Raw genomic sequence first — 7,830 nt, forward strand, 5'->3', positions numbered from 1 at the left:
CCAGACGATCTGGGCCGGCCCGCGGCCCGCGTCGCCGGCGACGAAGACGCCGTCGACGTTGGTGGCGTACGACGCGTCGCGGGCGACGTTGCCCCGCTCGTCCAGGTCCAGGCCGAACTGCTCGACGAGGCCGTTGGAGCGGTCGGTGCCGGTGAAGCCCATGGCCAGCGTGACGAGCTGGGCCGGGAGGACCCGCTCGGTGCCGGGCTTCTGCTCCAGCTTGCCGTCCTTGAACTCGACCTCGACCAGGTGCAGGGCCTGGACGTTGCCGTCCTCGTCGCCCTCGAAGTGGGTGGTGGAGACGGAGTAGATCCGCTCGCCGCCCTCCTCGTGCGCCGAGGTGACCTTGTACAGCATCGGGAAGGTCGGCCACGGCATGGCGGCCGGACGGTCCTCCGAGGGGCGCGGCATGATCTCAAGCTGCGTGACCGAGGCCGCGCCCTGGCGGTGGGCGGTGCCCACGCAGTCCGCGCCGGTGTCGCCGCCGCCGATGACGACGACGTGCTTGCCCTCGGCGGTGATGGGCGGGGCCACGAAGTCGCCTTCCTGGACCTTGTTGGCCAGGGGCAGGTACTCCATCGCGAAGTGGATGCCCTTGAGGTCGCGGCCCGGGACCGGCAGGTCGCGGGAGACCGTGGCGCCGGCGGCGATGACGACCGCGTCGAACCGCTTGCGCAGGTCGGTGGCGGACAGGTCGCGGCCGATCTCGATGCCGGTGCGGAACTTGGTGCCCTCCGCGCGCATCTGCTCGATGCGGCGGTTGATGTGCACCTTCTCCATCTTGAACTCGGGGATGCCGTAGCGGAGCAGGCCGCCGATGCGGTCCGCGCGCTCGTACACGACCACGGTGTGGCCGGCCCGGGTCAGCTGCTGGGCCGCGGCCAGGCCCGCGGGGCCCGAGCCGATGACGGCGGCCGTCTTGCCGGACAGCCGCTCCGGGGGCTGCGGGGTGACGTCGCCGTTGTCCCACGCCTTGTCGATGATCGAGACTTCGACGTTCTTGATGGTGACGGCCGGCTGGTTGATGCCGAGCACGCACGCCGACTCGCACGGGGCGGGGCACAGGCGGCCCGTGAACTCCGGGAAGTTGTTCGTGGCGTGCAGGCGCTCGGAGGCCGCCGACCAGTCCTCGCGGTACGCGAAGTCGTTCCACTCGGGGATCAGGTTCCCGAGCGGGCAGCCGTTGTGGCAGAACGGGATGCCGCAGTCCATGCAGCGGCCGGCCTGCTTGCTGATGATCGGGAGCAGCGAGCCCGGGACGTAGACCTCGTTCCAGTCCCCCAGCCGCTCGGCGACCGGACGGGAACAGGCGGTCTCGCGCCCGGTGGTGAGGAAGCCCTTCGGGTCAGCCATGGGTCGCCGCCTCCATCATCTTCTCCGTGGTCTCGGACTCGGAGAGTCCGGCCAGCTCAGCGGCGTCCTTGGCGGCGAGCACTGCCTTGTACGTGGTGGGGATGATCTTGCTGAAGCGGTCCGCGGCGGCGGTCCAGTCAGCCAGGAGCTTCGCGGCCACGGTCGAGCCGGTCTCCTCCTCGTGGCGGCGCACCACATCGTGCAGCCACTGCTTGTCGGTGTCGGAGAGGGCTTCGACCGCGCCCGTGTTGCCGACGTTGACGTTGTCGACGTCGAGGTCGATGACGTAGGCGACGCCGCCCGACATGCCGGCCGCGAAGTTGCGGCCGGTCTCGCCGAGGACGACCGCGCTGCCGCCGGTCATGTACTCGCAGCCGTGGTCGCCCACGCCCTCCGAGACGACCAGGGCGCCGGAGTTGCGGACGCAGAAGCGTTCGCCGGTGCGGCCGCGCAGGAACATCTCGCCGCCGGTGGCTCCGTAGCCGATGGTGTTGCCGGCGATGGTCGAGTACTCGGCGAGGTGGTCGGCGCCGCGGTCCGGGCGGACCACGACGCGGCCGCCGGAGAGGCCCTTGCCGACGTAGTCGTTGGCGTCGCCCTCCAGGCGCAGCGTGATGCCGCGCGGCAGGAAGGCGCCGAAGGACTGGCCGGCCGAGCCGGTGAAGGTCAGGTCGATGGTGTTGTCGGGCAGGCCCGCACCGCCGAACTTCTTGGTGACCTCGTGGCCGAGCATGGTGCCGACGGTCCGGTTGATGTTGCGAATCGCGACCTGGGCGCGGACCGGCTGGGCCGCCTCCGCGGTCTCGGCGTTCAGCGCGTCGGCGGCGAGCTTGATCAGCTCGTTGTCGAGGGCCTTCTCCAGACCGTGGTCCTGCTCGATCAGGGCGTGGCGGACCGCGCCCTCGGGCAGGGCCGGCACGTGGAAGAGGGGCTCCAGGTCGAGGCCCTGGGCCTTCCAGTGCGTGACGGCCTTGCTGGTGTCGAGGAGTTCGGCGTGGCCGACGGCCTCCTCGATCGTACGGAAGCCCAGCTCGGCGAGGATCTCGCGGACCTCCTCGGCGATGAACTCGAAGAAGTTCACGACGAACTCGGCCTTGCCGGAGAAGCGCTCGCGCAGGACCGGGTTCTGCGTGGCGATGCCGACCGGGCAGGTGTCCAGGTGGCAGACGCGCATCATGACGCAGCCGGAGACGACGAGCGGCGCGGTCGCGAAACCGAACTCCTCGGCGCCGAGCAGCGCGGCGATGACGACGTCGCGGCCGGTCTTGAGCTGGCCGTCGGTCTGGACGACGATGCGGTCGCGCAGCCCGTTGAGCAGCAGGGTCTGCTGGGTCTCGGCGAGGCCGAGCTCCCAGGGGCCGCCCGCGTGCTTGAGCGAGGTGAGCGGGGAGGCGCCCGTTCCGCCGTCGTGGCCGGAGATCAGGACGACGTCCGCGTGGGCCTTGGAGACACCGGCGGCGACCGTGCCCACGCCGACCTCGGAGACCAGCTTCACGTGGATGCGGGCGGCCGGGTTGGCGTTCTTGAGGTCGTGGATCAGCTGGGCCAGGTCTTCGATGGAGTAGATGTCGTGGTGCGGCGGCGGGGAGATCAGGCCGACGCCCGGGGTGGAGTGCCGGGTCTTGGCGACCCACGGGTACACCTTGTGGCCGGGCAGCTGGCCGCCCTCGCCGGGCTTGGCACCCTGCGCCATCTTGATCTGGATGTCGTCCGCGTTGACGAGGTACTCGCTCGTCACGCCGAAGCGGCCGGAGGCGACCTGCTTGATGGACGAGCGGCGCGCCGGGTCGTAGAGGCGGTCCGGGTCCTCGCCGCCCTCACCGGTGTTGGACTTGCCGCCCAGCTGGTTCATGGCGATGGCGAGGGTCTCGTGCGCCTCCTTGGAGATGGAGCCGTACGACATGGCGCCGGTGGAGAAGCGCTTGACGATGTCGGCGACCGACTCGACCTCGTCGATGGAGATCGAGGGCCGGTCCTCCGTCTTGAAGCCGAAGAGCCCGCGGAGCGTCATGAGGCGCTCGGACTGCTCGTTCACCCGGTCCGTGTACTTCTTGAAGATGTCGTACCGGCGGTTGCGGGTGGCGTGCTGGAGGCGGAAGACCGTCTCCGGGTCGAACAGGTGCGGTTCGCCCTCGCGGCGCCACTGGTACTCGCCGCCGATCTCCAGCGCGCGGTGCGTGGCGGCGATGCCCGAGACCGGGTACGCCTTGGCGTGGCGGGCGGCCACCTCCTTGGCGATGACGTCCAGGCCGGCGCCGCCGATCTTGGTGGCGGTGCCCTGGAAGTACGCGCCGACGAACTCCTCGTTCAGGCCGACGGCCTCGAAGACCTGGGCGCCGCGGTAGGAGGCGACGGTGGAGATGCCCATCTTGGACATGACCTTCAGGACGCCCTTGCCGAGCGCGTAGATCAGGTTCTTGATGGCCTGCTCCGGCTCCAGGCCGGACAGGAACGTACCGGCGCGCAGCAGGTCCTCGACGGACTCCATGGCGAGGTACGGGTTGACTGCGGCGGCGCCGTAGCCGATGAGCAGTGCGACGTGGTGGACCTCGCGGACGTCGCCGGCCTCGACCAGCAGGCCCACCTGGGTGCGCTGCTTGGTGGCGATGAGGTGGTGGTGCACGGCGGAGGTGAGCAGCAGCGACGGGATCGGCGCGTGCTCGGCGTCCGAGTGGCGGTCCGAGAGGACGATGAGGTGGGCGCCGTTGGCGATGGCCGCGTCGACCTCGCCGCGGATCTCCTCCAGGCGGGCGGCCAGGGCCTCGCCGCCGCCGGAGACCCGGTAGAGGCCGGAGAGGGTGGCGGCCTTCATGCCCGGCATGTCGCCGTCGGCGTTGACGTGGATGAGCTTGGCCAGCTCGTCGTTGTCGATCACCGGGAAGGGCAGGGTGACGCTGCGACAGGACGCGGCGGTCGGCTCCAGCAGGTTGCCCTGGGGGCCCAGCGAGGACAGCAGCGAGGTGACGAGCTCCTCGCGGATGGCGTCCAGCGGCGGGTTGGTGACCTGCGCGAAGAGCTGGGTGAAGTAGTCGAAGAGCAGCCGGGGGCGCTCGGACAGGGCCGCGATCGGGGAGTCCGTGCCCATGGAGCCGAGCGGCTCGCCGCCGGTGCGGGCCATCGGGGCGAGGATGACGCGCAGCTCTTCCTCGGTGTAGCCGAAGGTCTGCTGGCGGCGGGTGACCGAGGCGTGGGTGTGCACGATGTGCTCGCGCTCGGGCAGGTCCGTCAGCTCGATCTCGCCGGACTCCAGCCAGTCCGCGTAGGGCGCGGCGCCGGCGAGTTCGGCCTTGATCTCGTCGTCCTCGATGATCCGCTTCTGGGCGGTGTCGACGAGGAACATCCTGCCGGGCTGGAGGCGGCCCTTGCGGACGACCTTGGCCGGGTCGATGTCGAGGACGCCGACCTCGGAGGAGAGGACGACGAGGCCGTCGTCGGTGACCCAGTAGCGGCCGGGGCGCAGACCGTTGCGGTCGAGGACCGCGCCGACCTGGGTCCCGTCGGTGAAGGTGACGCAGGCCGGGCCGTCCCAGGGCTCCATCATCGTGGAGTGGTACTGGTAGAACGCGCGGCGGGCCGGGTCCATGGAGGTGTGGTTCTCCCACGCCTCCGGGATCATCATCAGCACCGCGTGGGGCAGCGAGCGACCGCCGAGGTGCAGGAGCTCCAGGACCTCGTCGAAGGAGGCCGAGTCGGAGGCGTCCGGGGTGCAGATCGGGAAGATGCGGTCGAGCGCGCCGTCACCGAAGACGTCGGAGGCCAGCTGGGACTCGCGGGCCTTCATCCAGTTGCGGTTGCCCTTGACCGTGTTGATCTCGCCGTTGTGCGCGACGAAGCGGTACGGGTGGGCCAGCGGCCAGGACGGGAAGGTGTTGGTCGAGAACCGCGAGTGGACCAGGGCCAGCGCCGAGGCGAAGCGGCGGTCGGAGAGGTCCGGGAAGAAGGGCTCCAGCTGGCCGGTGGTCAGCATGCCCTTGTAGACGATGGTGCGGGCGGACAGCGACGGGAAGTAGACCCCGGCCTCGCGCTCGGCGCGCTTGCGCAGCACGAACGCCTTGCGGTCCAGCTCGATGCCCGTGCCCCGGCCGTCGGCGACGAAGATCTGGGAGAAGGCCGGCATGGTGGCGCGGGCGCCGTTGCCGAGCAGGTCCGGGGTGACCGGGACCTCGCGCCAGCCGAGGACCGTGAGGTTCTCCTCGGCGGCGATGGCCTCGATCTGCTCCACGGCGACGGCCTGTGCGGTGCCGTCGGCGGGGAGGAAGGCGATGCCGACGGCGTACGCGCCGGCCTCGGGGAGCTCGAATCCGGCGACCTCGCGCAGGAACGCGTCCGGGACCTGGGACAGGATTCCGGCGCCGTCGCCCGAGTCGGGCTCGGAGCCGGTGGCGCCTCGGTGCTCGAGGTTCCGCAATACGGTCAGCGCCTGCTCGACGAGGGTGTGGGTCGCCTCGCCGGTGAGGTTCGCCACGAATCCGACGCCACAGGCGTCCTTCTCGTTGCGCGGGTCGTACATGCCCTGCTGGGCGGGGCGACCGTCCATGGGCGACCAGGCGGTGGTGCTGGGGCCGGTCGCGGAGTGCGTGGATGCGGAACGCATCGGCTCTCCCGTCGTCGTCGTGGCATATGTGCATAGCCGAGGGACGACGTTGGCCCTCTGCGAAATTTCGTGCAGGTTACATGATGACGGCAATCCCGAGAAGCGGATATGGCGTTTCAGCATGCGGACACGCACGGGGCAGGAAAAGGGAACCTTCGCAGCACTTCAGGAGCGCACCACCTGGCGAAGGTCCCGACGCGGGGTGGGCATCATTGCCCGGCGCGCCCTGGTCTGATGCCCGGCGGACACGGATTCGAAACCGCCGGGTAACGGACTCCGATGAGGACTACTTATGCTGCGTGCTGCATAGTGTCTCACTGCTTGCGCGGTCAGCCTACGGCTCCGCCGATCCAGGTTCCCAGGACGTACGTCACACCGGCGGCCGCGCCGCCCAGCAGCAGCTGGCGCAGGCCGCTGTACCACCAGGACCGCGCGGTGACCCGGGAGACCACGGCACCGCAGGCGAAGAGGCCCACCAGCGCGAGCAGCACCGCGGGCCACAGGGACGCGGCGCCGAGCAGGTACGGCAGTACGGGCAGCAGCGCGCCCAGCGCGAAGGAGCCGAAGGACGAGACCGCGGCGACCATCGGCGACGGGAGGTCGTCGGGGTCGATCCCGAGCTCCTCGCGGGCGTGGATCTCCAGCGCCTGGTCGGGGTCGCGGGACAGCTGCATGGCGACCTCGCGGGCGAGGGCCGACTCGACGCCGCGCGATACGTACAGTTCGGCCAGCTCCTCCATCTCGTCGACGGGGTGCTTGCGCAACTGCTGGCGCTCTATGTCGAGTTCGGCGAGGACCAGCTCGCGCTGCGAGGCGACGGAGGTGTACTCGCCGGCCGCCATCGAGAAGGCGCCGGCCGCGAGGCCCGCCAGACCGGTGATCACGATGGTCTGGGGGGCGACGGCGCCGCCGGCGACGCCGGTCATCAGCGCGAGGTTGGAGACCAGCCCGTCCATGGCGCCGAAGACGGCCGGTCGCAGCCATCCGCCGTTGACATCGCGGTGGGTGTGGTTGTCACGGTGCGCGGTGTGCAGCGGTGCTTCGATGTCGATGATGGACATGCGGCGTATCTCCCCTTTTCGTACGAGTGGGTACGCGAAGGCGACGCGCAGGCATCCACTCCCCCTGAACACCTCGAAACTACGCACGATTTCTGCCGCCCGCCAGCAAGGAAGGCCGTACTTACCTGGGGTTTCCCGGCTCGGCGACCGGGTGACGGGGGCCTGGGCGCGGTGTTTCGCGGCGAGCGACAAACCACCTGCCGTGGCACAAATCCCCCATGGGCCCACGATGGGTCCCATCAGATGGAGAGGCGCGCCATGGAGCTGATTGCATGCAATCCGCAGGTCCTCCTCGAACGGGCCAGGGGCGCCCTTCTCGGCCTCGCGGCGGGTGACGCGCTCGGCGCCCCCGCCGAGAACATGAAGCCGTCCGAGATCCGGGCGAAATGGGGCCGCATCGAGGGCTTCGTATCGGACGACCCGGCGGGCACCGACGACACCGAGTACGCGATCTTCTCGGGGCTGCTGCTGGCCCGGCACGGATCGGCGCTGACCGTCTCCCACGTCGAGCGGGCCTGGCACCACTGGATCGCCGACCTCGACGAGGGGCCGTTCCGCGGGGCGGGCTTCAGCGAACGCGGCACCCTGGAGAACCTGCGCCGCGGACTCGCGGCGCCCATCTCCGCGCAGCACCGCCACGCCTGGTCGGACGGGCTGGCCATGCGGGCGGCCCCCTTCGGGGTGTTCGCGGCGGGGCGGCCCGCCGAGGCCGCGCGGCTCGTCGCGATCGACGGCAGCGTCAGCCACGACCGCGTGGGCAAATACGGCTGTCTCTTATAAAAAAATCCGAGCCCACCAGACACATAGCGATCTCGGGTGGGG

General features: G+C 70.4%; 3 protein-coding genes and 1 pseudogene. 1 reads left to right on the top strand and 3 read right to left on the bottom strand.

What is annotated here, in order from left to right:
- From ACFXA3_RS24665 to ACFXA3_RS24675, 3 genes are all read right to left on the bottom strand, one after another.
- A partial coding sequence (locus ACFXA3_RS24665; RefSeq protein ID WP_385190211.1) for a glutamate synthase subunit beta occupies nt 1-1,353 on the bottom strand: 1,353 nt, incomplete at its 3' end.
- Nucleotides 1,346-5,890 carry a glutamate synthase large subunit gene (gltB, locus tag ACFXA3_RS24670; protein WP_385190217.1) on the bottom strand — a complete coding sequence of 1,515 codons (4,545 nt, stop codon included), beginning with the start codon at nt 5,888-5,890 and terminating at the stop codon, nt 1,346-1,348. The genes ACFXA3_RS24665 and gltB, both read right to left, overlap by 8 nt.
- A gap of 386 nt (nt 5,891-6,276) precedes the next feature.
- Nucleotides 6,277-7,008: a VIT1/CCC1 transporter family protein gene (locus ACFXA3_RS24675; RefSeq protein ID WP_385190214.1), complete on the bottom strand. Its 732-nt coding sequence runs from the start codon at nt 7,006-7,008 to the stop codon at nt 6,277-6,279.
- A 258-nt stretch (nt 7,009-7,266) separates the two neighbouring features.
- On the opposite strand from ACFXA3_RS24675, the pseudogene ACFXA3_RS24680 reads away from it, so the two are divergent.
- Nucleotides 7,267-7,776, top strand: a pseudogene (locus tag ACFXA3_RS24680) (ADP-ribosylglycohydrolase family protein); the annotation flags it as partial.
- Nucleotides 7,777-7,830: the final 54 nt, after the last annotated feature.

It is taken from the genome of Streptomyces sp. NPDC059456 (assembly GCF_042750055.1).
Lineage (GTDB): Bacteria > Actinomycetota > Actinomycetes > Streptomycetales > Streptomycetaceae > Streptomyces.